The 26130-nt window shown below is 34.1% G+C and carries 25 protein-coding genes, 1 tRNA gene and 2 other annotated features; of the genes, 1 reads left to right on the forward strand and 25 read right to left on the reverse strand.

Going from position 1 to position 26130, the window contains the following annotated elements; genetic code table 11:
- Positions 1 to 9: 9 nt before the first annotated feature.
- From rpoB to gltX, 24 genes are all read right to left on the reverse strand, one after another.
- Positions 10 to 3720, reverse strand: coding sequence for a DNA-directed RNA polymerase subunit beta (gene rpoB, locus EV214_RS09055; RefSeq protein WP_132244942.1), 3711 nt, complete (start codon positions 3718 to 3720; stop codon positions 10 to 12).
- 531 nt (positions 3721 to 4251) lie between these two features.
- Positions 4252 to 4614: a 50S ribosomal protein L7/L12 gene (rplL, locus tag EV214_RS09060; protein ID WP_132244944.1), complete on the reverse strand. Its 363-nt coding sequence runs from the start codon at positions 4612 to 4614 to the stop codon at positions 4252 to 4254.
- Between the two features lie 33 nt (positions 4615 to 4647).
- Entirely contained in the window at positions 4648 to 5151 is a 504-nt protein-coding gene (gene rplJ / locus EV214_RS09065; protein ID WP_132244946.1) for a 50S ribosomal protein L10, read from the reverse strand.
- A 49-nt stretch (positions 5152 to 5200) separates the two neighbouring features.
- Positions 5201 to 5337 (reverse strand) — a sequence feature (ribosomal protein L10 leader region).
- A gap of 59 nt (positions 5338 to 5396) precedes the next feature.
- Positions 5397 to 6095: a 50S ribosomal protein L1 gene (gene rplA / locus EV214_RS09070; protein WP_132244949.1), complete on the reverse strand. Its 699-nt coding sequence runs from the start codon at positions 6093 to 6095 to the stop codon at positions 5397 to 5399.
- Positions 6096 to 6157: 62 nt separating this feature from the next.
- Positions 6158 to 6583, reverse strand: a complete 426-nt coding sequence (gene rplK, locus EV214_RS09075; protein ID WP_132244952.1) for a 50S ribosomal protein L11 — start codon at positions 6581 to 6583, stop codon at positions 6158 to 6160.
- A gap of 81 nt (positions 6584 to 6664) precedes the next feature.
- Entirely contained in the window at positions 6665 to 7183 is a 519-nt protein-coding gene (nusG, locus tag EV214_RS09080) for a transcription termination/antitermination protein NusG (RefSeq protein WP_132244955.1), read from the reverse strand.
- 48 nt (positions 7184 to 7231) lie between these two features.
- Positions 7232 to 7450 (reverse strand): preprotein translocase subunit SecE, encoded by a 219-nt coding sequence (secE, locus tag EV214_RS09085; protein ID WP_132244957.1) that lies wholly within the window; start codon positions 7448 to 7450, stop codon positions 7232 to 7234.
- Between the two features lie 56 nt (positions 7451 to 7506).
- A complete protein-coding gene (gene rpmG, locus EV214_RS09090; protein WP_132244960.1) occupies positions 7507 to 7656 on the reverse strand; it encodes a 50S ribosomal protein L33 in 150 nt (49 codons plus the stop codon).
- 324 nt (positions 7657 to 7980) lie between these two features.
- A complete protein-coding gene (gene tuf, locus EV214_RS09095; RefSeq protein ID WP_132244963.1) occupies positions 7981 to 9174 on the reverse strand; it encodes an elongation factor Tu in 1194 nt (397 codons plus the stop codon).
- A gap of 189 nt (positions 9175 to 9363) precedes the next feature.
- A tRNA-Thr gene (locus tag EV214_RS09100) sits at positions 9364 to 9440 on the reverse strand.
- 72 nt (positions 9441 to 9512) lie between these two features.
- On the reverse strand, positions 9513 to 10166 hold the full coding sequence (gene sigH / locus EV214_RS09105; protein WP_132244965.1) for an RNA polymerase sporulation sigma factor SigH: 654 nt from the start codon (positions 10164 to 10166) through the stop codon (positions 9513 to 9515).
- A gap of 148 nt (positions 10167 to 10314) precedes the next feature.
- The gene (locus tag EV214_RS09110) at positions 10315 to 10830 is read right to left on the reverse strand and encodes an NYN domain-containing protein (RefSeq protein WP_132244967.1); all 516 of its coding nucleotides are present in this window, start codon (positions 10828 to 10830) and stop codon (positions 10315 to 10317) included.
- A 12-nt stretch (positions 10831 to 10842) separates the two neighbouring features.
- Positions 10843 to 11583, reverse strand: a complete 741-nt coding sequence (gene rlmB / locus EV214_RS09115; protein WP_132244995.1) for a 23S rRNA (guanosine(2251)-2'-O)-methyltransferase RlmB — start codon at positions 11581 to 11583, stop codon at positions 10843 to 10845.
- Between the two features lie 108 nt (positions 11584 to 11691).
- Entirely contained in the window at positions 11692 to 12453 is a 762-nt protein-coding gene (thyX, locus tag EV214_RS09120) for an FAD-dependent thymidylate synthase (RefSeq protein ID WP_132244969.1), read from the reverse strand.
- A 16-nt stretch (positions 12454 to 12469) separates the two neighbouring features.
- Positions 12470 to 12850 carry a hypothetical protein gene (locus EV214_RS09125; protein ID WP_132244971.1) on the reverse strand — a complete coding sequence of 127 codons (381 nt, stop codon included), beginning with the start codon at positions 12848 to 12850 and terminating at the stop codon, positions 12470 to 12472.
- A gap of 14 nt (positions 12851 to 12864) precedes the next feature.
- The gene (locus EV214_RS09130) at positions 12865 to 13290 is read right to left on the reverse strand and encodes a Mini-ribonuclease 3 (protein ID WP_132244973.1); all 426 of its coding nucleotides are present in this window, start codon (positions 13288 to 13290) and stop codon (positions 12865 to 12867) included.
- 286 nt (positions 13291 to 13576) lie between these two features.
- Entirely contained in the window at positions 13577 to 15232 is a 1656-nt protein-coding gene (locus EV214_RS09135) for a glutamine--tRNA ligase/YqeY domain fusion protein (protein WP_132244975.1), read from the reverse strand.
- Between the two features lie 90 nt (positions 15233 to 15322).
- A complete protein-coding gene (locus EV214_RS09140; protein WP_132244977.1) occupies positions 15323 to 15754 on the reverse strand; it encodes a VanZ family protein in 432 nt (143 codons plus the stop codon).
- A 33-nt stretch (positions 15755 to 15787) separates the two neighbouring features.
- Positions 15788 to 16075, reverse strand: coding sequence for a YciI family protein (locus tag EV214_RS09145; protein ID WP_132244979.1), 288 nt, complete (start codon positions 16073 to 16075; stop codon positions 15788 to 15790).
- A gap of 71 nt (positions 16076 to 16146) precedes the next feature.
- A complete protein-coding gene (locus EV214_RS09150; RefSeq protein WP_132244981.1) occupies positions 16147 to 16767 on the reverse strand; it encodes a hypothetical protein in 621 nt (206 codons plus the stop codon).
- A 39-nt stretch (positions 16768 to 16806) separates the two neighbouring features.
- The gene (locus tag EV214_RS09155; RefSeq protein WP_132244983.1) at positions 16807 to 17082 is read right to left on the reverse strand and encodes a sodium ion-translocating decarboxylase subunit beta; all 276 of its coding nucleotides are present in this window, start codon (positions 17080 to 17082) and stop codon (positions 16807 to 16809) included.
- 438 nt (positions 17083 to 17520) lie between these two features.
- Entirely contained in the window at positions 17521 to 18918 is a 1398-nt protein-coding gene (cysS, locus tag EV214_RS09160; protein ID WP_132244985.1) for a cysteine--tRNA ligase, read from the reverse strand.
- Entirely contained in the window at positions 18905 to 19582 is a 678-nt protein-coding gene (cysE, locus tag EV214_RS09165; RefSeq protein WP_132244987.1) for a serine O-acetyltransferase, read from the reverse strand. The genes cysS and cysE overlap by 14 nt, the downstream gene beginning before the upstream one ends.
- A 73-nt stretch (positions 19583 to 19655) precedes the next feature.
- Positions 19656 to 19869: a binding site (T-box leader), on the reverse strand.
- Positions 19866 to 21350 carry a glutamate--tRNA ligase gene (gene gltX / locus EV214_RS09170; RefSeq protein WP_132244989.1) on the reverse strand — a complete coding sequence of 495 codons (1485 nt, stop codon included), beginning with the start codon at positions 21348 to 21350 and terminating at the stop codon, positions 19866 to 19868. (Overlaps the previous feature by 4 nt.)
- 254 nt (positions 21351 to 21604) lie before the next feature.
- On the opposite strand from gltX, the gene EV214_RS19675 reads away from it, so the two are divergent.
- Positions 21605 to 21697, forward strand: coding sequence for a Uma2 family endonuclease (locus tag EV214_RS19675; protein ID WP_408631300.1), 93 nt, complete (start codon positions 21605 to 21607; stop codon positions 21695 to 21697).
- A gap of 343 nt (positions 21698 to 22040) precedes the next feature.
- Here EV214_RS19675 and EV214_RS09180 read toward each other — a convergent pair.
- Positions 22041 to 26130, reverse strand: a 4090-nt coding sequence (locus EV214_RS09180) for an InlB B-repeat-containing protein (RefSeq protein WP_132244991.1), incomplete at its 5' end; no start/stop codon positions are given.

The raw sequence follows: 26130 nt of genomic DNA on the forward strand, positions 1-26130 counted from the left end.
AACTTTGTTTTAATATTTAAAATCATCATAGCCTTCATATTCGGAATAATTTTCTTCACTTGGTTCCTCAAATTCTAATTCTTCAATCTCTCCTAAGTCGTCTGGCTCTTCTTCAACATTGTCTATTCCTTCTTTGTGAACCTCTTCAGGCATTTCTAGTTCCTCTCCATCAAGAATTGCATCTAAATCGCTACCATCATCATCCACTGATTCTTTGATTTCGATTTCTGAATCTTTAGATGTAAGTACTTTTACATCTAAAGATAAACTTTGTAGCTCTTTAATCAATACCTTAAAGGATTCTGGTATTCCTGGCTCAGGAATATTTTCACCTTTTACAATCGCCTCATAAGCTTTTACACGTCCTACCACATCATCAGATTTAACGGTTAATATTTCTTGAAGTGTATGTGCAGCTCCATAAGCTTCTAATGCCCAAACCTCCATTTCACCAAATCTTTGTCCTCCAAATTGTGCCTTACCACCTAAAGGCTGTTGGGTAACTAAAGAATATGGACCTGTACTTCGTGCATGAATTTTATCATCTACTAAATGGTGAAGTTTTAGCATATACATATAGCCTACTGTTACTCTATTATCAAATGGTGCGCCTGTTCTTCCATCATACAGTTGAAGTTTTCCATCCTCTGGATAGCCTGCTTGTTTTAAAGCTTTCCGAATATCTGGCTCTCTTGCTCCATCAAATACAGGGGTTGCAACATGCCAACCTAGTTTCTTTGCAGCGAGGCCAAGATGTACTTCGAGCACTTGTCCGATGTTCATACGGGATGGCACTCCAAGTGGATTTAGAACAATCTGTAGTGGTGTTCCATCTTCTAAAAATGGCATATCTTCTTCAGGTAATATTCGTGATATAACCCCTTTGTTTCCATGTCTTCCTGCCATTTTATCTCCAACATTAATCTTTCTTTTCTTAGCGATATAGCATCTTACAAGTACGTTTACTCCTGGTGGTAGTTCATCACCATTTTCTCTCGTAAACACCTTTACGTCTACAATAATCCCGTTTTCTCCATGCGGTACTCTTAAAGATGTATCTCTAACTTCTCTCGCCTTTTCTCCAAAGATTGCACGAAGGAGTCTTTCTTCTGCTGTTAATTCTGTTTCTCCTTTTGGTGTAACTTTTCCAACTAATATATCCCCAGATTTGACTTCTGCTCCGATTCTAATAATTCCTCTTTCATCTAAATCTTTTAGGGCTTCTTCTCCTACATTTGGAATGTCTCTTGTAATTTCTTCTGGTCCTAATTTTGTATCTCTCGCTTCAGATTCATATTCTTCTATATGAATGGAAGATAGTCTATCTTCCATAACCAATCTTTCATTAAGAAGAATCGCATCCTCATAATTGTATCCTTCCCATGTCATAAAACCGATAAGTATATTTGTTCCTAATGCAATTTCTCCAGTATCTGTAGAAGGTCCATCTGCAATAGGATCCCCTTTTTCTACACGTTCACCCTTATTCACAATAGGCCTTTGATTAATACATGTTCCTTGATTTGAACGTTTAAATTTTAGAAGTTTATATCTATCACGTCTACCATCTGAATCTCGCTTTATAACAATTTCATCCGCTGCTACACTTTCGATCATACCAGAATGCTTTGCTAAAATTACTACACCAGAATCTTTTGCAGCGATGTATTCCATACCTGTTCCTATAATTGGTGCATCCGTCTGTAAAAGTGGCACAGCTTGCCGTTGCATGTTTGATCCCATCAAAGCACGGTTTGCATCGTCATTTTCTAAGAAAGGGATCATTGCAGTTGCCACAGACACCATCTGCTTTGGTGTTACGTCCATATAATCTACTTCATCTCCAGGAACAACATCAATTTCTCCATTTTGTTTTCTTGAAATAACTCTTCGATTTATAAATCTACCTTCTTCATCTAATGGTTCATTCGCTTGTGCAATAATAACTGGATCTTCTTCATCCGCTGTTAAATAATGGATTTCCTCTGTTACAACACCTCTTTTCTTATCTACTTTTCTGTAAGGCGCTTCAATAAATCCATATTCATTGATTTTCCCATAAGTAGTTAAAGACCCAATCAAACCGATATTTGGTCCCTCTGGCGTTTCTATAGGGCACATACGTCCATAATGAGAGTGATGCACGTCACGAACCTCAAATCCTGCTCTTTCACGAGAAAGTCCTCCAGGTCCTAATGCTGATAATCTTCTTTTATGTGTAAGTTCAGCCAGCGGATTTGTTTGATCCATAAATTGAGACAACTGACTGCTTCCAAAGAATTCTTTAATCGCTGCTGCTACAGGTCGAATATTAATTAAAGCTTGTGGTGTTATGACATCAATATCTTGAATGGTCATTCTTTCTTTTACAACTCTCTCCATTCTCGATAAGCCAATTCGGAATTGATTTTGTAGTAGTTCTCCAACAGAACGTAATCTTCTATTGCCTAAATGATCAATATCATCTACGATCCCTACATCATGAGCAAGATTTAATATATAACTTACAGATGCAATCATATCATCGATAATAATATTTTTAGGTGATAAATCTTTTCTTCGTTCTTTTAATGCCTCTCTGACTTCACTTTCATCTGTGTAGGCATCTAATATTTCTTTTAATACAGGAAAATGTACTCTCGCTTCGATCTTTAAATCATCCACGTTAAACCTTACGTGATTTTTGATGTCAACAAAATGATTCCCAATTACTCTTACAATTTTTCCATCTTCTCCAATAATATTTACTGCTTTAATGCCTTCATTTTCAATCTTTATAGCCATTTCTCTATCTATTTTTTGACCTTCGTCAACATAAATTTCACCTGTATAAGGATTTACAATATTCTCTGCTGCTTTAAATCCTGTAATTCTATTTACAATGCCTAGCTTTTTATTATATTTGTAACGTCCTACTTTTGCTAAATCATATCTCTTAGGATCAAAAAATAATGAATCAATAAGAGATTTAGCACTATCTACCGTAGGTGGTTCACCTGGTCTAAGTTTTTTGTAAATTTCAAGCAAGCCTTCTTCTTGTGATTTGGTATTATCTTTATCTAGTGTATGAATTAAGCGCTCATCTTCCCCTAAAAGTTCTAGTATTTCTGCATCAGTTCCAAATCCCATAGCTCTGAGCAACACTGTCATAGGCTGTTTTCTTGTTCTGTCAACCCTCACAGATATAATATCATTTGAATCTGTTTCATACTCTAACCATGCGCCACGGTTTGGTATAACCGTAGTAGAAAACAATTTTTTTCCTGTTCTATCAAACTGCACTGCATAATAGGGTCCAGGGGATCTAACAAGCTGTGTTACGATAACCCTTTCAGCTCCATTGATAATAAAAGTTCCATTTTCCGTCATGAGGGGAAAATCTCCCATAAACACTTCTTGCTCTTTTACTTCTCCTGTTTCCTTATTGATCAGCCTCACCTTTACCTTAAGTGGCGCTGCATATGTAACATCTCTTTCTTTACACTCTTCTATCTCGTATTTTGGTTTCCCCTCTAGTGAATAATCAATAAATTCAAGAATTAAATTTCCAGTGTAATCTTGAATAGGGGAAATATCTTCAAAAACTTCTCGCAACCCTTCCTGCAAAAACCACGTATACGATTCTCGTTGGATTTCAATAAGGTTTGGCATATCTGCAACTTCTTCAATCTTCGCATAACTCATTCTAGTTCTTCTTCCGACCTGAATAGGATGTGGCATATTTTTCACCCCTTGTAGTAATATAAAAAAACCAAAACTTCACACATGCAATTTTTCTATAAATAATCTATTGTTTATTGAATGTGAAATAGGTCTTTTTTTTGAACATTTTTGTTATATAGTAACAACTTTCAAAAGTTAAGTTGGAAATTAAGGATAAAACTTCTATTATTTTCATAGCTTTTACTATTACCATTTTGCATATTTTTTATACAGATAATTTAAAAACCTGCCTCCTATGGCAGTATATAATGCTATCATGAATTTCACTCATTGTCAAGTCCTCGTTTTTATGTTATAATGATTGTTGATGTGTATCCATATACTACACAAGGGTTTTTATTTGAAAATAAAAAAATCTTCATTCCAAAGATTTCTAAGTGAGACTTTTTTCAGGCAATTCGCCAACACAGTTGTTGAATCTCTATGTGCAAAACTATATTTATCTGAAATCAAAAAAATTCATAGTTTTCTATATATTATAAAAAGATACTCTGGATTTCTCCAGAGTTCTTTTTTATTTTTATTTTATTACTTAACTTCTACGCTAGCACCTACTTCTTCAAGTTGTGCTTTCATTTTTTCTGCTTCATCTTTAGCAACAGCTTCTTTGATTGTTCCAGGAGCTCCATCAACTAAAGCTTTTGCTTCTTTTAATCCAAGACCTGTAATTTCTCTTACAACTTTGATTACTTTAATCTTTTGTGCACCAGCACTAGCTAATACAATATCAAACTCAGTTTTTTCTTCAACTGCTGCGCCACCTGCTGCTCCTGCAACTGCTACTGGCGCTGCTGCTGACACACCAAATTCTTCCTCACATGCTTTAACTAATTCATTTAATTCTAAAACTGTCATACCTTTTATCGCTTCAATAATTTGATCTTTTGTCATTTTATTACACCTCCGAAATTTTTTAAATAAATTTTATGCTTCCGCACTACCTTCATTTTTATCAGCAATTGCTTGAAGTAAGTAAGCAAAATTTGATATAGGCGATTTAATGCTTCCAAGGAACTTCGCAAGTAATACTTCTCTTGAAGGTATTTCTGCGATTTGCTTGATTGTATCAACACCATAATATTGTCCTTCAACAACACAAGATTTCAATTCAAGTGCTTTATGCTCTTTTGCAAAATCATTTAAGATTTTTGCCGGAGTAATAGGATCTTCATATCCAAAAGCAACTGCATTTGGTCCTGTTAAGTTTTCAGTTAAAGGTTCAAATTCAGTTCCTTTTACAGCTAATCTTGTTAAAGTATTTTTGTATACTTTATAATCTACGCCAGCTTCTCTCATATTCTTTCTAAGGGCTGTTGCTTCTTCAACAGTTAACCCCCTATAGTCTACAACTACAGCTGACTGCGCTTTTGTAAATTTTTCTTTGATTTCTTCTACAACCTGTTTTTTAAGTTCTAAATTGCTTGACATTTAGGTGTCCACCTCCTCTGCAATTTTAAAATTACTTAGTTTGTTCTGTTATATTCATAACAGAACCTCTCTACCGTAGACATAGAGAGGTTCTTATAGTTTCTTCGAATCTATAAATAATTACCTCGGTAGGCAAATTTAAACCAAAATGGCACCTACTGTCTACGGTTTGTATTCAAATTTTGTTTGCAACATTATTGATTATATCATTGTGTCTTTTAGATGTCAATAATATTTTAAGATTATTAACCCATTATTTTAAGTGGATTTATTTTAACCCCAGGGCCCATTGTACTCGTTACTGTAATACTTCTTAAGTATTGTCCCTTTGCAGCCGCTGGTTTTGCTTTAACAATTGCATCCATTAACACACGGAAATTTTCATTTAGTTTTTCATGACCAAAAGATGCCTTTCCGATTGGAACGTGAATGATGTTTGTTTTGTCTAATCTGTATTCAACTTTTCCTGCTTTGATTTCTTTTATAGCTTTTTCAACTTCAAAAGTAACTGTTCCTGATTTAGGATTTGGCATTAAACCTTTTGGTCCTAATACTCTACCTAGTCTTCCTACAAGACCCATCATATCTGGTGTAGCTACTACTACATCGAAATCAAACCAATTTTCCTTCTGGATTTTTTCAACCATGTCTTCAGCTCCGACATAATCTGCTCCAGCATTTTCAGCTTCTTTAAGTTTTTCACCTTTTGCAAAAACTAATACTTTTCTTGTTTTACCAGTACCATGTGGTAATACAATAGCACCTCTAACTTGTTGATCTGCATGTCTTGAGTCAACACCAAGTCTAATATGCGCTTCGATTGTTTCATCAAACTTAGCTTTTGCAGTTTCTACTACAACCTTTAAAGCTTCTTCAGTCTCATATTGAACTGTTCTATCAACTAGCTTTGTACTTTCTTGATACTTCTTACCTCTTTTTGGCATGTTCGTTACCTCCTTTGTGGTTTTAACGGTTCTTTAGCGTACCTCCCACCTAATAAATGGTATTATTCTTCAACAACAATACCCATACTTCTAGCAGTACCTTTAATCATACTCATAGCAGTTTCTATACTCCCTGCATTTAAGTCAGGCATTTTAAGTTCTGCAATTTCTCTTACTTTATCTGCTGAAATTGTAGCAACTTTCTTTCTATTTGGTTCACCAGAAGCACTTTCAATACCTGCTGCTTTCTTTAATAGAACAGCTGCTGGTGGTGTTTTTGTAATGAATGTAAAGGATCTATCTTGATAAACTGTAATAACTACTGGTATAATCATACCTGGTTGGTCTGCAGTTTTCGCATTAAATTCTTTACAAAATTGCATAATATTTACACCTTGTTGTCCAAGTGCTGGACCTACTGGTGGCGCTGGAGTAGCTTTTCCTGCAGGAATTTGTAGTTTAACATATCCTGTAACTTTTTTTGCCATTGGTACACCTCCTCATTCTATGCGCAACATTTTTGCACATAAATTTTTATATTTAAAAGCATATAAGCTTTTTAAAGCAAACTACAACTTTTCTACCTGCGTAAAATCTAATTCCACAGGTGTTTCTCTTCCAAACATTGAAATAAGTGCTTTTAATGTTTGTCTATCTAAATTAATTCCTTGAACAACTCCAATAAAACTCTCGAATGGTCCCGATATAACCCTTACTGAATCTCCAACAATCATATCGATTTCAACTACTGACGCTTCAATACCCATACGCTTTACTTCATCATCACTTAACGGAATTGGTTTTGACCCTGGTCCTACGAATCCAGTAACACCTCTTGTATTTCTAACCACATACCAAGAATCATCATTCATAACCATCTTAACAATGACATAGCCTGGAAAAATTTTTTTTTGTTTCGCTTTTTTCTTGCCATTTTTTATTTCTATTTTTTCTTCTGTAGGTACAGCAATTTCAGTAATAACATCCTCCATACCTCTATTCTCAACAAGTTTTTCAATATTGGCTTTCACCTTATTTTCATGTCCAGAATAGGTATGCACTACATACCACTTAAGGTTTTCTGACATATATGAAAGTAGCCAGCTCTATCGCTTGGTCTACTCTTCCCTCCCTCACTATTTAATGATTAGTTGAAGAGCTTTCCCAAAAATCGTATCTGCCAACCAGATTCCACCTGCTACAACTATACAAGTTGTCAGTACGACTGTAGTGTATGATGTCAATTCTTTTTTATTTGGCCAAATTACTTTTTTTAGTTCTGCCCTAACATTTTTAAAGAACTTACCCATATTCTTAGATTGATTCACTTTGTTTGTATTTGTTTGTACTGCCATATCATTCCACATCCTTATATGTTAATTGTACGAAACATACATTTTCTAAAAAAGGACTATTTTGTTTCCTTGTGCGTTGTGTGATTTTTACAGAATTTGCAGTATTTTTTTAGTTCTAATCTGTCTGGATTGTTCTTCTTATTCTTCATTGTATGATAATTTCTTTGCTTACACTCTGTACATGCTAAAGTAACTTTAACTCTCATGCTTACACCTCCTACAATGCCATTGTTTATATTAATTTTCTCGCAATTCGACACAGATATCTCATTATGACACCATTACTTAATAAACCTATCATATTTTTTTATTCATGTCAATATAGTTTTTAATCAGTATCAAACTATAGCTACCTGCATCTATAAGCACAGAGAAAAAAACACTTCAAAAGCCTAGTGCTTTTTTCTCTGTGTTTATCCATACATCCTAAGCAGTTTTCTATAGTTTAACCATCATTTCTTTTTATTATTATATGCCTATTTTAAAAGACTAGGCTTGGGTTTCAAACCTAGTCCTATTTTTTACAATGATTACTCTACAATGCTCGCAACAACACCTGCTCCAACTGTTCTTCCACCCTCACGAATGGCAAATCTTAATCCTTCTTCGATTGCAACTGGGTGAATTAATTCAATTTCCATCGCAATGTTATCTCCAGGCATACACATTTCTACACCTTCTGGTAATTCAATTGATCCTGTGATGTCTGTTGTTCTGAAATAGAATTGTGGTCTGTATCCTTTAAAGAATGGTGTATGTCTTCCACCTTCTTCTTTCTTTAATACGTATACTTCTGACTTGAATTTTGTATGTGGATGGATTGTTCCAGCTTTAGCTAGTACTTGTCCTCTTTGAATATCTTCTCTTTGCACACCTCTAAGTAGTGCTCCAATGTTATCTCCTGCTTGTGCTTGATCTAGAAGTTTTCTAAACATCTCTACACCTGTTACTACTACTTTTCTTGGCGCTTCTGTTAATCCTACGATTTCTACCTCGTCTTGTACTTTTACTACGCCTCTTTCTACTCTTCCTGTTGCAACTGTTCCTCTACCTGTGATTGAGAATACGTCCTCTATTGGCATAAGGAATGGCTTGTCTGTATCTCTTATTGGCTCTGGAATATAGCTATCGATTGCTTCGAATAATTCTATGATTTTATCTCCCCATGGTCCTTCTGGGTTGTTTAACGCTTCTAATGCTGATCCTCTGATGATTGGTGTATCATCTCCTGGGAATTCATATACATCTAATAATTCTCTTACTTCCATTTCAACCAAGTCTAGTAATTCTTCATCGTCTACCATATCGCATTTGTTTAAGAATACTACGATGTATGGTACACCAACTTGTCTTGAAAGCAGGATATGTTCTCTTGTTTGTGGCATTGGACCATCTGTTGCCGCACATACTAGGATTGCTCCATCCATTTGCGCTGCTCCTGTGATCATATTCTTAACATAATCAGCATGTCCTGGACAATCTACATGTGCGTAATGTCTGTTTGGAGTCTCATACTCAACGTGTGCTGTTGAAATTGTGATTCCTCTTTCTCTTTCTTCTGGCGCTTTATCGATGTTTGCAAAATCTACAGCTGCTCCTGTTCCAAATTTTTTGTTTAATGTCATTGTGATTGCTGCTGTTAATGTCGTTTTACCGTGGTCAACGTGACCGATTGTTCCAATGTTAACATGTGGCTTATTTCTTTCAAATTTAGCTTTTGCCATTTGTTTCTCCTCCTTTTCTTTCATCTATCCAGCATTGTCTTTAAACAAAAACATCAAAACCGGATAAAATCTCTCTAAGATCCAGTAAAAAACTAAATTCCCTCTGAATCCAGTTCAACTTTTATTAAAGATTATTTTAATTTTTAAAGTAAACTCGTCCTAGTGTGTCTATGTATATAAAACTAAAAATGGAGCCCATGAGCGGATTCGAACCGCCGATCTCCGCCTTACCAAGGCGACGCTCTAACCATCTGAGCCACATGGGCATTCACCATTAATTATTTTACTACGAATCATAATAGAAGTCAATGTTTTTTATTGTTTATCAATTTATAATTTTAGTTGCCTCTTACTTCTAAGTATCTCTCTAATTTTCTTTTTACACGCTGCAAAGCATTATCAATAGATTTTACATGTCTATTCATTTCCACAGCCATCTCTTGATAAGATTTTCCTTGAAGATATTCCATTAATACCGTCCATTCTAATTCACTTAAAATTTCTCCTATTTTCGATTCAATATGGGTGATTTCTTCTCTTGATATAATTAATTCTTCTGGATCAGAAATTTTCGCTCCCGATATTACATCCAGTAGTGTCCTATCTGATTCCTCATCATATATGGGTTTGTTTAAAGATACATATGAATTTAAAGGGATATGTTTTTGTCTCGTAGCTGTTTTGATTGCCGTAATAATTTGTCTTGTAATGCATAGTTCTGCAAAAGCTCTAAAAGAAGATAGCTTGTCCGGTTTAAAGTCTCGGATTGCCTTAAAAAGACCAATCATACCTTCTTGAATAATATCTTCTCGATCAGCACCAATCAAAAAATAGGATCTAGCCTTTGCTCTGACAAAATTTTTATATTTTTTAATCAAATGCTCTTGAGCTGCATCATTGCCATTTCTAGCATCTTCAACAACATCTTCATCAATCCTCAGTTCAATTTTTTGAGCAAATTCTTCTTGTACACTACTACTCCCCACCAACATCTCCTCCAGCACTTATTTGTTTTTGTGCTACACAGGTTATGTTCTATAGAAAACAAGAACATTCTCAATAAAAAACACAAAAACTATATTCATTAGCACAAATTTGTATATTCATTATAACTTAATTTTTGCAACTGCGTCAAGGAAATCATTGATTCCTGCGCCATTTTTCAAGCTTTTCGACAACTTCCTTGTCAATTCGATCTCCAAGGGTAGATCTTGCTTGTTTGGTAGCTTCTGTTTTTTTATATATTTTCTTTGTTATGTTATTTAGTTCGATTTTTAATTCCCTAGCAGAAATTCTTGTAGCACCACTTCCTAATACCATTTGTTGTTCAGCCCAATCAGACGTTGCCACACGTACAACGTTTTTTCTATCTTTTGTTAAAGATTCTACTTTTTTTTCAATATATGAGTCTGCCGTTTGGTGTTCTTTTGTAAAAATAACCTCTATTCCTTTTATAAAATATTGTTTTAGATCATTTCCTTTTACATATTGTGCATCAAATACAATCGTCACATGATATCCCATATAATGTTTATAATCAACTAACTCCTGAATAAGAATATCTCTTGCTTCTTCTAGGTTGATCTTTCCTATCTCTTTTAATTTCGACCAAGCATTGATAATATTATATCCATCTACCAATAAAATTTCCTTCAAATCTCAATCACCCTATTCTGTTTTCTCTTTTTGGCGCATTACTTCATACATAAGAATAGATGCTGCAACAGAAGCATTGAGAGAGCCAATTTTCCCTTTCATCGGTATATTCACTAAAAAATCACATTTTTCCTTTATAAGTCTCCCTATTCCTTCTCCTTCACTTCCTATAACCAAAGCAATTTTACCTTTCATGTCTTCTTCATAATGTTTTTTTTGCCCTGCCATGTCTGCACCAACGATCCATACGCCTTCTTTCTTCAAAAGCTCTATTGTTTGAGCTATATTTGATACTTTCGCAACAGGAACATACTCAATAGCGCCAGCAGAAGTTTTTGCAACCACACCCGTAAGACCTACAGATCTTCTTTTTGGAATAATGATTCCATGGACACCAGCAGCATCTGCTGTTCTCATAACAGATCCTAAATTATGCGGATCCGTAATTTCATCAAGTATAATAATAAAAGCATCTTCATTTTTTTCTTCTGCTTTTTTCAAAATATCTTCAATCTCTACATAAGTATGGGCTGCTACAAAAGCAATTACCCCTTGATGGGCATGCGACTCGGATATTTGATCTAGTTTTTGTTTTTCTACATATTGAATGATAATCCCTTTATCTTTTGCCATACCAATAATTTTTTTCACTGAACCTTCTGCACCTTTTGTAATCATAATCTTATCTATTTCTCTATCTGCTCTTAAAGCTTCCATTACAGGATTTCTTCCCTCTATTTTATCTGAATTCATCATTAATCCGCCACCTCTTTATCTTTACGTTTTCTTTAAGAATTCTCAACATATTTTTTTCTAAGTATTTTTTTTCTTATCCATTAATATTTCCAAATCATTTATATTTTATAGATTTTGTCCAAATCGTTTTCTTATATCTTCTATCTTTCCACAAGTCATATTTCCTTCTGGACATGCCCCTCCTACACACATAGGTCCTGCCTTTCTAAAGATAGTAGGTGCTACAGTTCTGACTTGTTTTAGCATCTTTGTAGCCATTTCTCTTATTTCCCACTGTGCCCTTTGACAACATCTATGGTTGAGAAAGTTTAAGAGCGTTCTTGCATTCATAGTAAATACAATTTTTGTCTCACATGCATTCGGAAAAACATATCTACCATCTTCAATAGCCATTTTTTCTGACATGTTCTTTGCTTGTTTTTCGTTTTTTCCATCTCGAATCAGTTTATCATAATGCTTCTTTTGTAAAATTTCTACTAATTCATTATAGTTTCTTTGATCTTCTTCCATAGCCTCTATAAACTTTTCTTTTGCCTCAGAAATCTCCTTAATGCTCGGTGGAATAATATACTCAAATTGCTCTAGCTTCACATATCTTTGAGATTGTTGAGAATAAGATGCGATCCTATGTCTTACAAGTTGATGCGTCAAAACTCTACTGACTCCTTCTACGGCAAAGGTAAAGTTTATATGTTCTATCGTCGAATGGTGTCCCAAACTCATAATCATATTTAAAAACTTCTCTATCTTCTCAGTTGACAAATCCTCCATAATTTCATCTACTCCAACTCTTGAATAGCAAAGCTTTGCAGCAGCAGTTACAACTTTTTCTGGCTCTGGTGTATATTGAATTAATTGTACTTTCATACCCAATCCTCCTAATCTATTGCTCTTTCGTCCACTCACTCTTCACTTTAAACTCCTTATAGGGAATTACATGAAAAAGATAGCCTCTTATCTTTGCAACATAAGCGCCTTGAATTTCTATTGCATTACCTTTTTTTCCAGCATTGTCATAAGCAATAATACTCGAAGTTCCCTCTTTCTCTACTTTCTTTATAGAAACCACTTTATAAGTAGTTACTCCATGTTTTTTCAAAAAACCATTGTACTTTTCTTCTTCATCTACTGATTTTTCAACAAATTGTTTGAAAACAAGTGCATCTCCTATAACTTTCACGTCATCTAAAAACAATGATTTTGTAACAAGTACTACAAGCAATAATAAAATCACGTATACCATATTTTTTTCTCTTTTTGTCATCTACTTCACCCACTTTACGCTTCTATGATTTGTATACCTCTTTTTACAATTTCCTCTATTCGTTTCGTCTTTCCTAATAGATATAAATATCCAATCAGTGCTTCAAACCCTGTCGCATATTTATAATCTGTAAGATCCGCATTTTTAGGAACAGTACCTGACTTTTGATTTCTTCCCTTTTTAATCATCGTCCATTCTTCTTCACTCAGTTCTTCTTCTATAGCATGTGCAATTTTTGCCTGAGCCTCTGCCTTTACAAATTTCGTAGACAGCTTGTGCAACTTATTCACATTGCCTCCATATTTATAAATAATAAACTGCCGAACATAAACTTCATACACTGCATCTCCTATATAAGCGAGTACTAGTGGGGGAACAAACTTTACATCTTGCTCACTTTTTGGTGCTAGATTCATATATTCAATAAAATTTTTATCCATTCAAAACCCTACCTTATGATTATTTTGTTTTTACTGCGTTATACCCTTATTATGCTTTTGTTCTATATTCCATCATACTATAATTTATGAAAACATAAAAGTTATTTCAAAAAATCTATCCGCAACAAATATGAAAATTTTTCTTTTTTCTATTTATTTCTCGGGAAATACTTTTTTATTTTTCTATATTCTATCTTATTTCCCCATCATTTTCATAGCCTTCCCTTTCAAAAACAAATTCGTCGACCCATAGTTTTTACATCCTACTAGCCGACGACATCTATTTCTATTTCATTTTAAATGAACTCTTAAGAGATACAATTCTATTGAACACTATTTTTTCTTCTGTTGAATGTTTCGGATCTACATTGAAATATCCATGTCTAAAGAATTGGAATTTTTCTTGAGGTTTGCTATCTTTCATATTTGGTTCAATAAATCCTTGTACTATTTCTAAAGAATTTGGATTGACACAATCTAAGAATGTTTTTCCTTCTTCTTGATCTTCATCTAAAATCAATGGCTCATACAGTCTAAATTCGGCAGGAATTCCATTCTTTGCATCTACCCAGTGAAGGGTTCCCTTTACTTTTCTTCCTGTAAATCCTGTTCCACTCTTTGTTTCAGGATCGTAAGTGCAATGAATTTCTACCACGTTTCCATCTTCATCTTTGATCACTTCATTACATTTTATAAAGTATGCATGTTTTAGTCTCACTTCGTTTCCTGGAAACAATCGGAAGTATTTTTTGGGTGGATTTTCCATAAAATCCTCTTGTTCAATATAGATTTCTCTCGAGAATGGGATTTGTCTCGAACCCATTTCTGAATTTTCAGAATTATTCTCTGCATCAAGCATTTCTACTTGATCCTCAGGATAGTTTGTAATCACTACTTTAAGTGGATTTAGAACGCCCATTGTTCTTCGTGTTTTTAATTTTAAATCTTCTCTTATAAAGTGATCTAACATTTGAGAATCTACTGTACTATTATTTTTTGCAACGCCAATTTCTCTTGCAAAATCGCGAATCGCTTCTGGTGTGAATCCTCTTCGACGAAGACCTGATACAGTTGGCATACGGGGATCATCCCATCCATCAACATAGTTTTCATCTACTAATTGTTTTAATTTTCGCTTACTCATGACTGTATTTGTCATATCTAATCTTGCAAATTCAATTTGTCTTGGAACATGCTCCATTTCACATTCTCGAACGACCCAATCATACATTGGACGATGATCTTCAAACTCTAATGTACAAATAGAGTGGGTAACTCCTTCTATTGCGTCTTCTAATGAATGCGCAAAATCATACATAGGATAAATGCACCATGCATCTCCTGTGTTATGGTGTGTCGCATGGGCAATACGATAAATAATAGGATCCCTCATATTCAAGTTAGGTGATCCCATATCAATTTTCGCTCTTAAAACCTTCTCACCATCTTTGAATTCACCTTTTCTCATTCTTTCAAATAAATCAAAATTTTCTTCTACGCTTCTATTTCTATATGGACTCTCTTTTCCTGGCTCCGTTAAGGTTCCACGATATTCTCTCATCTCTTCTGCTGATAAATCACACACAAAAGCTTTTCCTTTTTTAATCAATAAAACAGCACGCTTATACATTTCTTCAAAATAATCGGATGCAAAATACAAATTGTCCCATTCGAAACCTAACCATTTAACATCTTCTTTGATCGATTCAACATATTCTATATCTTCTTTTACTGGATTTGTATCATCAAAACGCAGATTGGTTTTGCCACCAAATTCATCTGCTAATCCGAAATTTAAGCAGATTGATTTTGCATGTCCAATATGTAAATATCCATTTGGCTCTGGTGGAAAACGTGTAATGATTTCTTTATGTTTTTCTGTTTTCAAATCATCTATAATAATGTTTTTTATAAAATTTGATGAAGTTTGTTTGTTCTCCATATGTACACAACCTTTCTCCCTCACTACTTTATTAATTTTTTGTATTTTGAATATAATTATAACGTATTCATGTAAATATATCAAAAAATTTTATCTTCTTTTAGTAATCCACAATTGGTCAATAAATATGTATCCGAGCAACCCACCCATTACATTTAACAGCACATCATCTATATCGCAAGTTCCTACATCAAAAATATATTGCATCATCTCAATAAAACATGTAAGGGTAAAAGATCCAATCAACACCTTCATATAGCTATTTGCTTTTTTGAAAACCAATGGAAGAAAGAATCCGAATGGTACAAATGCTAAAATATTGCCTCCAATATTCACCATGATATTTTTTATACTATGTTTAAATGATAAATATTCTATAATGGTATTAAATAGTATTAAATTATAACTAGTTTGATTAGATCCTCTTCCATAATAATCACTAAAAAAAACCAAATAAAATAGATAGAATACATATCCTAGAAACAATATGAAAAATATTTTTTTATATTCAAAAATTTTCATCCTAATTTATATTCCTTCCCCCGATATCCTAAATTATTCCTTTAAAAATACTAGTTCTTCACTTGTCATACTTGGTATAAATTCAACAATTTCATATTTTGCTACTTCATTTTTATAAAAAGGGTCTTCTTTAACGACGTCCATAAGTAGTTTCTTATCCTTCAGATTTGATAAAATAACCCCCCCAATTCTTGGAACCTTTCTTCCCGATGCTATAAATACTCCTTTTTCATACTGTTCTTTTAAATACGTAACGTGTTCTTTAAGATAAACGTCTACTACCTCAATTTCTTTGATATACGTAAGTGAAATGATAAACATGTTCTTCATCCTCTCTTTTTATGATTGTATGATTATTTATGGCAGTAACGAATGTATAAAATTAACATTTTTCATTCTACATCCTTAAGAAAAACTTTTAATATTAATGCCCAATCTGCTGTTTTCGCCATATCTTCTATTTTAACTTTATTTTCATAATCTCCTGCAAACAATCCCCATACTGCAACTTCTTCATCATCTTTAAATTTAATAGTTTCCTTCAATGGAACAGCTCCCCAACTATAGGATTGATCAAACCGATCGATAAACTTTGTAGAGATAGCAGAACCCCTTTTATCCATTATTACAGTTTTCATTACCATGTTTGGTGCCCATTCTAAATTATCTAATAACCTTTCTCTCAGAGAAATACTCACTTCCCCATCATATTCACCATCTATAATATAGGTGCCACTCCCCGTTACATCTATCAATTTTCCTTTTTCCCAAACTTCATATTTACAACTCATGCCATTTTTATTGCCTTTATATTTCACTTTTACACAACCAGTAGTTAATCCTAAATGAGGTTCTAATTTTTTTGCATCCCCTTCAAATAAAGATGAAGGCGCTATAGTTACTACTCCAAAACCTGAATGCTCCCCATCAATAGTCTCGGTGCATCCACCTATTAAAAGTAGAAGGCAAATTAATAAAACATATAGCTTTTTATTTAGATAATCCCATGTCATTACTTCCCCCCTCACACTCCCAGCTAAAATCAATTAATATTAATGTTTTTGAAGATGCCTTATAGGTATATATAATGCTACCAACACAATCCAAACAATGAAATACGTAATAATCATAGAGTTAATTGATCCAGCCAAGAAAATTACCGTTGGCCCATCAGCTCCTCCAATGATTCCTATGCTTGAAGCAGCATTCTGATTAAATAATAGTTCATCGAACACTCCAATTACTGGACTCAAAACAACAATCCCTACAATAATGGTTGATACAATTATGTGCAATTTGAAACTCCATCCATTTTTTAAGAAACGCATATTCCCCTCCTAGTATGTTATATATTTTTTTTCTATTTTTTAGATGATATGCATATTATTTATACCCTATCCCACACTACTCATAAATCCATTAATAAATAAAACATATGTCCCATTAAACAAGAAATACTTAAGCAGTTCATTAAAAGTCCTGTTCATGAACATTTCCTTATGATACTTTCTTACAGCTTTTTTATTGGGTGGTCCTAGCTTACTAACGGGTAGAAGTTTTATGGAATAATTTTCACTTCCCTTACTTATATTTTAAACAAAGCAAAGCAAAGCAAAGCAAAGATTTTATCAAACGCTGTAATGAAAAGTAAATATTTCTTTTATCCTAACATGAATAAAAATAATTTTTTACCCATAAAAAACTGTTGTTGCCTTAAAAAGTTCCCCGTCCTTAAGTCAACAACAGTTTTGCTCTTTAATCGTCTTCTATTTTTTAATACTCCATTTTGTTCCTTGTGGTGTATCCTCTAGAATAATCCCTCTTTCTTTCAAGTCATCTCTTATTTTATCTGATAATGCAAAGTCTTTATTTTTTCTTGCTTCTAATCTTTGTTGTACCAGCTTTTCAATTTCTTCATCTAACGCTTCGTCTTTTTTTGTTAAAAGATTTAAGACATCTGAAAGCTCCATAAATAAAGTATAACTTTTCTCTACAAATACTTTTGAAGCTTTTTCATTCACATTCGAATTGATTTCTTTCACCAATTCAAAGATCGCAGCAATACCATCTGCTGTATTTAAATCATCATCCATTGCAGCAATGAATTTTTCCCTATATTTTTCAAATCCTTCTAATTTTATTTTCTCTTCTTGATGTATATTTTCATCTATAGCATTCTTTAATAAATGCTCTAGGTTGTTTTTTGCATTATATAATCTTTCTAATCCATTTTTCGCTTGGTCTACAAGTTCTCTACTAAAATTGATTGGATTTCTGTATTGTGCAGATAATAAGAAGAAACGAATCACTTCTCCATCAAATTCTTTTAGTACATCTCTTACTGTAAAGAAATTTCCCTTTGATTTAGACATTTTTTCATTGTTAATGGTAATATATCCATTATGAACCCAATAGTTTGCAAATGGTTTCCCAGTGCATGCTTCACTTTGGGCAATCTCATTTTCATGATGTGGGAAAATCAAATCTTGTCCTCCTGCGTGGATATCTATGGTTTCTCCTAAATACTTCGTAGACATTACAGAACACTCAATATGCCATCCTGGTCTACCTTTTCCAAAGGGACTATCCCATGCAATTTCTGAAGCCTTTTGGCTTTTCCATAAAGCAAAATCCATCGGACTTTTTTTTACTTCATTCACTTGAATCCTTGCGCCCACTTCCAAATCTTCTATACTTTGTTTTGATAATTTTCCATACGCTTCAAATTTGGTTGTATCATAGTATACATCCCCATTTATTTCATATGCATATCCTTTATTCACAAGTTTTTGCACAAAGGTAATGATTTCTTGTATATTTTCTGTTACCTTCGGATGTACATCTGCTTTTTTAACCCCTATTGCCGCTGCATCTTTAAAATATTCTTCAATATATCTTTCACTTAATTCATTAGGGGTGGTTCCTTCTTCCTTTGCACGATTGATGATTTTATCATCTACGTCTGTAAAGTTTTGCACAAATTTCACTTTGTACCCTCTATACGTTAAATATCTTCTTAGGGTATCAAATACAACAAATGGTCTTGCATTTCCAATATGAAAATAGTTATATACAGTTGGGCCACAAGCATAGACCTTCACTTCATTTGGATTCATTGGAATAAATTCTTCTTTTTTTCTTGTAAGTGTGTTATATAGCCTCATTTTTCTTTTCCCCCTCTTGCATTTTTGCTTCTAAATAACTAATTCTTTTTCTTAAACATTCAAGTTCTTGCGCGATTGGATCTGGCAAATGAATTTGATCTAGATCAATATCGGGTTTATGCATACTTCTTACCTTAACATTATCTTTTATAACGATATGTCCTGGCACCCCTACTACTGTACAATTTGGCGGGACTTCTTTAAGAACAATGGAACCTGATCCTATTTTTGAATTATCTCCAACTTTAAAAGGTCCTAATACTTTGGCCCCACTGCTTATTACTACGTTATTTCCTATTGTAGGATGTCTTTTTCCACTCTCTTTTCCTGTTCCTCCTAATGTAGCACCTTGATAGATGGTTACATCATCTCCTATCTCTGTTGTCTCTCCAATCACTACACCCATTCCATGATCTATAAAAAACCGCTTTCCTATTTTTGCACCTGGATGTATTTCTATCCCTGTAAAAAATCTAGCGATTTGAGATGTAAGTCTAGCAAGTACTACAAATCCTCTATTATATAAGGTGTGGGCAATCTTATGACTAATCATACTATGGATGCATGGATAGCATAAAAACACTTCTATTTTACTCTTTGCCGCTGGGTCTCTTTCTAAAACAGCTTGCATATCTTCATTAATCTCTCTTAAAAATTTTAACATATCTTGTTCTCCTTTCCAATATGATAAGTGGTAATAGTTGTAAGTAAAAACCGCGAAACCTATCGTCTCTCTATACAGAGACGATAGATTTCGCGGTTCCACTCTGCTTGGGATTTCTCCCCAGCTTTTAATGCATATAACGGTGCTTACCGGTTGTGCCTACTTAAAATTTCGGACAACTGCTCATAGGTGCATTTGGGTTTAAATAACGCTTAAGCTACTCTCAGCCGGTGATAGCTTTTCTCTGTTAGGCTCTTTAAACTTACTCTCCTAATCCCTGCATTTACTTATTTAATAAGTGTGTTTTTACATATTCTATGCGACGCAGTATGTTTTGTTTCCCTAAAACTTTCATCATTAAGTTTAGATCAGGACCATGTACTTCTCCTGTTAATGCCACTCTGATTGGCATAAAAAGATTTTTACCTTTGTATCCTGTTTCCTTTTGTATCGCTTTTAATGTAGTTTTTCCAAATGCCTCGTCAATCACTTCAGCTTCTTCTACCTTTTGCACAAATACATCTAGTAAATGTGGTAGATGCTCAAGTTTTAATATTTCCTGCGCATTTTCATCTTCAGGCGCAATTTCTGTTTTGAAGAAAATATCTACTTTTTCTATGATTTCACCAGCATAAGAAAGTCGGTCTTTTAATAATTGTACCATATCTTTTAACCATTCGTACTTTTCTTTTGCTTCTTTTTCTGTAATATATCCCGCCTTTATAAGATGCGGGATTGCTAAGTCAGTAATACGAGCGTTTTCGCCCTCTTTCATATAATGTGCATCGATCCAATTTAATTTATCTGTATCAAATACACCCCCACTTTTAGAAACTCTTTCTAATGAGAATTTTTCAATTAATTCTTCCATAGAAAAAATTTCTTGGTTGTCTTCAGGACTCCATCCAACAAGCGCTAAATAATTTACGAGTCCTTCTGGCAGATATCCTTTCTTTTTGAAGTCTTCTGCCGCAACATCTCCTTGTCTTTTGCTTAGTTTCTTTCTATCTCTATTTAAAATATTTGGAAGATGTACAAATTTTGGTGCTTCCCAACCAAACACTTCATACATATATACATGTTTGGGTGTAGAAGGCACCCATTCTTCACCACGAATTACGTGGGTAATGCCCATTAAATGATCATCCACAATCACTGCAAAATGATACGTTGGATATCCATCTGTTTTCATTAATACTTGATCATCTAAATCATCTGTATTTACAACTACCTTTCCTCTGACCATATCTTCAAAAACTACATCATGATTCTTTGGAAGTTTTAATCTTACTACATGATCTTCACCATTTGCAATACGCTTTTTAGCTTCTTCTATTGAAACGGCTCTACAATGTCCATCATATTTTGCAGTCTCACCATGCGTTTTTTGCTCGTCTCTTACTACATCTAATCTTTCCTTTGAACAGAAACAATAGTAAGCATGGCCATTTTCAATCATTTTATCTATGTATTCTTTATAAATATCTAACCGCTCTGATTGAATATAAGGACCATATTCACCTTTTTGAACAAGTTTTCCATCCTCAAGTACTACGCCTTCATCATGTTCAATACCAGCCCACTTAAGCGCTTCAATCATATTTTCTATTGCACCTTCAACATATCTGCTTTGATCTGTATCTTCTACCCTTAATATATATTTGCCTCCATTTTGTTTTGCAAACAAATAATTATATAGGGCAGTTCTTAAACTTCCTATATGTACAAACCCCGTAGGACTTGGTGCAAAGCGAACTCTTACTGTCATCCTATTTCCTCCTAATTTAAAAACTTTTTATATTCATTCATTATATCTAAAAACACTTCACTTATCAACATTTTTACCTTTATGCGCGCCAGCTATCCCATAAAATATAATTTTACCGATAACGTTTAACAAATATTTTTTATTAAATCATAGGTTAGACACGCCTTAGATATTTTTTAATACGATTAGTATTTCTAAAAAACGAGTATATCATTATATTTTTTTGAAAGCCCTATGAACTTACTACACCCATTATTGTAGTGGAAGTGGTTTCTCCATCTAGTAGAAGTCGTGATTATGTTCAAAAGCTTGATCTGTATATGCGGTCCGGGGTAAGAGAGTACTGAATCATCGATCCAATACAAAAGAAAATTCTTCAGTATACATTTAAAGAGCAAACTATTGAAAGTGTAAATACCTATACTGATATAATACCATCGGCTGTATTTGAGGGATTGAACATCAACCTAGAAGATATATTTTAAATAATAAATCAGGTAGAAAGATCTACCTGATTTATTATTTTTTTGATCCGTTTTTGTATATTTTAGAAGTTTTTTGACTACTTTTAGGATTCCATTATGGCATTATTATTTTTTGTATATTGTGGAATTATACTGTTAGGCTAAATTCAAGCACGCCGGAACATTATAAAATAAATAAGTTTACGGACAGGCACCACTACTTTTTTTATTCATTAATTAAATTAGCTTTAATTAATAAATTTCTAATTGCTGTAGCTGCCTCTGCATATGTAAAGGTTCCCTTTGGTACTATTTCTTTGTTTGTTCTTCCATTAAATACGCCTGCACTTAAAGTTTCCTTCACAGCCTCGTATGCCCATTTTGAAACTTCTTCTTTGTCTTTGTAGCTTTCTATTCTATCTTCATCTGTACTTTTAAGTTGTACGATATCTATTGCTTTTGCATACATTACCATTGCTTCTTCTCTACTTATTTTTGCATTTGGTTTAAATGTACCATCTGGATATCCTTTAATGATACCGTATTCTACAGCTGCTGTGATTCCATCAGCAAATTCATCTGTTACTTTTACATCACTAAATTGATCTTCTTTCGCTATTTGTGTTCTATAAACTCCAATTGCTTTTGTAATATATTCTGCAAAATCCGCTCTTGTAATATCTTCATCTGGCATAAAATTTTCTGGATTCTTAATAATTAGTCTTGATGCCATATCGTTCACACTTTCTTTTGACCAATGATTTTCTACCGATTCCACTGTGATTGGATTCCAAATGACAGAGTAATTTGAATTCGTCAATGAATTTATTCTTGCAAAATATACTTGTTCTGTATGATATACATCTGTTGGAACATGCGACAATGTACCATCTAAGTTATATACTATACCTGTTGTAATTTTGCTTGAATCAATATCTTCTGGTATTTCTATCAATCTTTCTACATACTGACTAAACTTAGAAATCTCTACTTCGTTTTCTTCTCCATTTTCTGAGGTTGTTTTAGCTACTACTTTAAATTCTACTGGGGGCGCAACGATTCCATAATTGTTTTGTTTTGCTTTTTTTGTTATTTCATCTACAATCGCTTCGGTTGCTTTTTCTATTCTTACTTCAACTTTTATTTGTTTTAATGATTCGTTTTTTACACCTAATCTGCTAGCTACTTTTTCTATTCCAATTTCTTTTGCTGGAATACTATAACTTAATCCTTTTACTTTGACAAGTAGTTTAAACTCATGTGCATCCATATTTTTTATGATGTCACCTGTCAATGCTGTAGTAATTTTATCTGCATTTTCATAAGCCACAGGTATTTCTATAACATTGTTAATTTCTTTTTTATTTTCATCTGTTAGATTAAGTTGCTCTTTTATAACTTCTTCAATCTTTTTATTAACTACTTCTGCATTCACAATTAATGCTACTTCTTTCTTGCCTTTTTCTTCCTTGACTATTTCTTTTCCCGCTGTTTGTTCTTGTCCATTCACAATTACTTTAATACCTGTTTCTTTATTTTGAGATGTTGGACTTGAACCTCCACCCGAACTTGAATCTCCACTAGATTTTTTTACCCATTTTGCATACAATGTTATATCGCTTGTTACTGTGTCTGTACCAAAATTCCATTTGTTTGTATAGCTTGCTTCTTTGTACCATCCATCAAATGTATAGCCACTTCTTGTCGATGCTGTTGGAGCTGTTATCGTTCCACCTTCACTGACATTTCTTATATTAGGTACTGTACTTCCGCCTTGGGAATCAAATTCTACTGTATAGGTTATTGTTGATGGTGTAACATTTATCTCATTAGAAAATCCACTTTCTCCATCTGCATTGTTAGCTTTCACTTTAAATGCGTATTGTGTCCCATTATTAAGACCTGTTGCATGATAGCTGTATACATAATCACTAACTGTATAAACTGCATCGGCTACTACCATTGAATCCTTATAAACAATGTATCCTGTCGCTCCTGAAACTTCATCCCATTGAATCGTTGCATATCCATCTCCTGATCCTCCTAGGCTGATTTCTGGAGCCGATGGTGCTGATAATGGTATTTCTGTCCATTTTGCATACAGTATTATATCGCTTGTTACTGTGTCTGTACCAAAATTCCATTTGTTTGTATAGCTTTCTTCTTTGTACCAATCATCAAATGTATAGCCACTTTTTGTTGGGGCTGTTGGCTCTGTTATGGTTGCATCTTCACTGACATTTCTTATACTGTGTACTGTACTTCCGCCTTGGGAATCAAATGCTACTGTATAGGTTATTGCTGGTGGTGCTGCTGATGGTGTAACATTTATCTCATTAGAAAATCCACTTTCTCCACCTGCATTGTTAGCTTTCACTTTAAATGCGTATTGTGTCCCGTTATTAAGACCTGTTGCATGATAACTATATACATAATCACTAACTGTATAAACTGCATCAGCTACTACCATTGAATCCTTATAAACAATGTATCCTGTCGCTCCTGAAACTTCATCCCATTGAATCGTTGCATATCCATCTCCTGATCCTCCTAAGCTGATTTCTGGAGCCGATGGTGCTGATAATGGTATTTCTGTCCATTTTGCATACAGTATTATATCGCTTGTTACTGTGTCTGTACCAAAATTCCATTTGTTTGTATAGCTTTCTTCTTTGTACCAATCATCAAATGTATAGCCACTTTTTGTTGGGGCTGTTGGCTCTGTTATGGTTGCATCTTCGCTTACATCTGTTATGTCGGATACCGCACTGCCACCTTTAGAATCAAATGCTACTGTATAGGTTGGTGGTATTATTAATGTTGGATAACCTGAATTAACGGCTGAATCTTGTTGCCAAAAATACCAATCTGAATTTGAACCTCTACCAGTATTCAACCTATTAACTAAGGGTCCTTCAACTTCACCTGGTGAACCTGCCATTTCTGCTGCTTGTATTCCATATGCAGCCCCTGTACCAGATCCAATACCTGTAGCAATTTGTAAACTGCCATCTACTGTCTGGTCTGTATTGACATTATAATATCCAGTTACCGTTCCTCCATTCTCATTGACGCCTACTAGCCCTCCTACATTGGCACCACTAGCTCCTGTTACATCCCCTGTTGCATAACTGTTATTGATTGTTCCAGAAATACTATTATAGGATACTAGTCCTCCTAATTTGGCTGTTGTTCCTCCTGTTACATCCCCTATTGCATAACTATTGATTATTGTTCCTGTATTAGGGCCTACTAATCCTCCTATTCTTGCGTTATTTCCTCCTGTCAGATTCCCTATTGCATAGCTGTTGATTATTGTTCCCGTATTATATCCTGCGATTCCTCCTATAGCTGAACTACTATAGGAAGAATGTATACTTACACTCACGCCAGTATTTTTTATGTTTCCAATCGTATACCCAAATAATCCTGCATACTTGTAAGTATTATCTAGACTATTTGTTGTTCCTATAAAAACATGACTTATCTTATGTCCTTTTCCATCAAATTTTCCTTCAAACATATTAGAATTATCACCTATAGGCGTCCATTGATGTGCTGCTAAGTCTATATCCTGTGTTAATTGATAGTATGCTTTATTATAATCTGCATTTCCTGCATTGACTTCTTGTGCCATAAAGGCTAATTCTTCCCCACTGCTTATTCGATAAGGCTCTGCCTCTGTTCCAAAACCCGTAAGGCTTGATACCCCACCTACATGATCCTTCCAATAGCTCATTGGTTTGATATCACCGGCTGCTAGTTGTTTTTGATAAAATCCTGCTACTTTTCCATTGGCATCTACGTCATATATCTGTAAATATTTATTTTCTTCTACCCCTGTTGTTATATTGGATTCAGATGTATAGGGATCTACCCGATTATCCCCGCTTGTTGGTGCAGCATCTGATGTATTGGGTGTAGTGACTTCACTATCTGTGATATTCACTACAAATTTTGATGTTTCTGTTTCTGTGATATCTGCTTTGGTTGAGCCTGTAGCTGTTCCTTCTGATATCGTTACGGTTAAAGTTGGTGCAGGTGTTGGCATTGCTATACATGTTGGATAGTTGTCGGATACAAATATCCATTCGTTCCAATCATCATGGCCCGTTCTATTTGTATTTAGGGTATCAATAAATGCTTGTAATTGCATTTCTGTGGATGTTCTACCTGTTGTGGTTTGACTATTGTTATCTTGTCCAATACCTATTGACATTTGTATAGAAGAACCAACCTTTTGTATCGCATTCGTATTATAATAACCATTGGCTATAGTTGAAGAATTTAGTCCTACTAATCCCCCTACTTTTGAA

Source organism: Marinisporobacter balticus (assembly GCF_004345705.1).
Classification (GTDB): Bacteria; Bacillota; Clostridia; order Peptostreptococcales; family Thermotaleaceae; genus Marinisporobacter; species Marinisporobacter balticus.